Origin of the sequence: Micromonospora sp. H61, from assembly GCF_018070325.1 — a bacterium.
GTDB lineage: Bacteria > Actinomycetota > Actinomycetes > Mycobacteriales > Micromonosporaceae > Micromonospora > Micromonospora salmantinae.
The window spans coordinates 1-2,486 of the sequence record NZ_JAGPXY010000182.1 but is presented as its reverse complement, the minus strand read 5'-3'; the positions used below and the strand labels follow the sequence as shown (position 1 = coordinate 2,486).

The following is a 2,486-nucleotide window of genomic DNA, read 5'->3' as shown; positions in this document are numbered from 1 at the left end:
GGGGGGGGGGGTTGGGGGGGCGGGGTACTGCTGCGGGGGTTCGGGTGGCGGCACGCTGGGCGGCGCGCCTGGGCCGTGCGCGGGGTTGACCTGCGGGTCGAGGCTGGGGAGCGGGTTCTGCTTCTTGGGCCCTCCGGGGCTGGCAAGAGCACTTTGCTCAGCGCGTTGGCCGGGCTGCTCCCCGAGGACTCCGGCGAGCAGGAGGGCACCGTCGAGATCGACGGGCTCGACCCACGCAAGGGGCGGGAACGGGTCGGCATCGTCTTCCAGGATCCGGAGACCCAACTGGTGATGGCGCGCTGCGGCGACGACGTCGCGTTCGGGCTGGAGAACCGGGGAGTGCCGGCCGACGAGATCTGGCCCCGGGTGGACGAGGCGCTGCACCGGGTCGGCTTCCCGTACCCCCGCGACCGCCACACCGCGGCGCTCTCCGGCGGCGAGCAGCAACGCCTCGCCCTGGCCGGCGCCCTGGCCCTGCGCCCCGCCCTGCTGCTGCTCGACGAGCCGACCGCCAACCTCGACCCGGCCGGGGCCGAACTGGTCCGACACGCGGTGGCCGGCGCGCTGGACGCCGACACCACGCTGATCCTGGTCGAGCACCGGGTCACCGAGGCACTGCCACTGGTCGACCGGGTGGTCGTCCTGGAACCGGGTGGCGGCGTCCGCGCGGACGGCACACCAGAGGCGGTCTTCGCCGCCCACGGCGCCGCCCTGGCCGCCGAGGGGGTCTGGGTGCCCGGCCACCCCATCGCGCCCCGGCCGGCCACCGCCGGCCCCGGGGATCTGTTGCTCACCGCCGACCGGCTCGGCCTGCCACCCCGGCTGGGCTCCACCGACCTGGCGGTACGCGCCGGTGAGGCACTCGCCGTACGCGGACCCAACGGCGCCGGCAAGTCCACCCTCGCGTTGCTGCTCGGCGGTCTGCTCCGGCCCGGCAGCGGGCGGGTCACCGCGTCCGCCGAGTTGGCCGGCGCGGACCACCGCACTCCCCCGCACCGGTGGCGGGCGCCCGCGCTGGCCCGACGAATCGGGTCGGTCTTCCAGGATCCGGAGCACCAGTTCGTCACCAGCACGGTCTTCGACGAGCTGGCGCTCGGCCCGCGCCGCACCGGTCAACCCGAGGCCGCCGTCAAGGAGACAGTGGCCGGGCTGCTGGACCGGCTGCGGCTGGCCCGGCTCGCCGCCGCCAACCCGTACACCCTCTCCGGCGGCGAGGCGCGACGGCTGAGCGTGGCGACCGCCCTGGCCACCGCGCCACGCCTGCTGATCTGCGACGAACCCACCTTCGGTCAGGACCGGCGGACCTGGCGGGAGCTGGTCGACCTCTTCGCCGACCTGCGCGACGCCGGGCACGGCGTGGTCACTGTCACCCACGACGCGGACTTCGTCGCCGCGCTCGCCGACCGCACCGTCACCCTGCACCGTGCACCGGACGACCACCGATGATCAGCATCGAGCCGGTCGCCGCGCCGGACGCGCCGTTGGCCCGCCGCAACCCGGTGGCGAAGGTCGCCGCCGCACTGGTCTTCTCGTTCACCCTGCTGGCGACCCTGGACCCGGTGGCCCCGGCGATCGCCATCGCCCTCGAACTGGCCGTCCTGCCGCTGTTCGGCATCCGCTACCGGGTGCTGGCCCGGCGGGCCTGGCCACTGCTGCTCAGTGCCGCCGGCATCCTGGTCACCCTGGTGCTGTTCGCCGCCGACCGGTCCGGTCGGGTCCTGCTGGACGTGGGACCGGTGCTGGTGAGCACCGGCGTCCTGCTCACCGCGCTCGGTCTGGTCCTGCGGGTGTTCGCGGTGGCCCTGCCCGGTGTGATCGTCTTCGCGACCACCGACCCCACCGACCTGGCCGACGCGTTGATCCAGAACGCGAAGGCGCCGGCCCGGTTCGCCATCGGGGCGCTGGCCGCGTTCCGGCTGGTGCCCCTGCTCGGTCAGGAGTGGCAGATGATCAGCATGGCTCGACGCGCCCGGGGCGTCGACGCGGGACGCAATCCGGTGGCGAAGCTGCGGCTCTTCGCCTCCACCGCGTTCGCGCTGCTGGTGGGGGCGATCCGCCGAGGCACCAGGCTGGCGGTGGCGATGGACGCGCGTGGCTTCGACGCCGGCACACCCCGTACCGTCGCCCGCCACCAGCACTTCACCCGCGCCGACGTCCTTCTCATCGCCGGGGCCGTCGTACTCGCCGCAGCCGCCCTGACCACGAGCCTCGCCCTGGGCACCTTCCGCCCCCTCATCAGCTGAACCGAGCCGGCCTGCTGCCCGCTGCCAGCCGCCCGCCGGCAAGATCCGCCACTACATCCCTGGTGTTGCTGTCGCCACACAGCGCCCCGCGCCCCGCGCCCCGCGCCCCGCGCCCCGCGCCCCGCGCCCCGCGCCGCGCGCCGCCGATCTTGCGGTTCCTGTCGTTGATTCATCCCGGTATGCCGGTGATGCGACGACAGAAAGTGCAAGATCGACGGGGCGGGGGGCGGCGCGGGCCGGGGG

Annotated in this window: 2 protein-coding genes; both read left to right on the top strand. The window is 74.9% G+C overall.

Annotated elements, in window-relative coordinates; translation table 11 throughout:
• Positions 1–30: 30 nt before the first annotated feature.
• Positions 31–1,446, top strand: coding sequence for an ABC transporter ATP-binding protein (locus KBX08_RS32910; protein WP_247670464.1), 1,416 nt, complete (start codon positions 31–33; stop codon positions 1,444–1,446).
• Positions 1,443–2,243 carry an energy-coupling factor transporter transmembrane protein EcfT gene (locus KBX08_RS32905; RefSeq protein WP_210787651.1) on the top strand — a complete coding sequence of 267 codons (801 nt, stop codon included), beginning with the start codon at positions 1,443–1,445 and terminating at the stop codon, positions 2,241–2,243. The genes KBX08_RS32910 and KBX08_RS32905 overlap by 4 nt, the downstream gene beginning before the upstream one ends.
• The last annotated feature ends 243 nt before the right edge of the window (positions 2,244–2,486 follow it).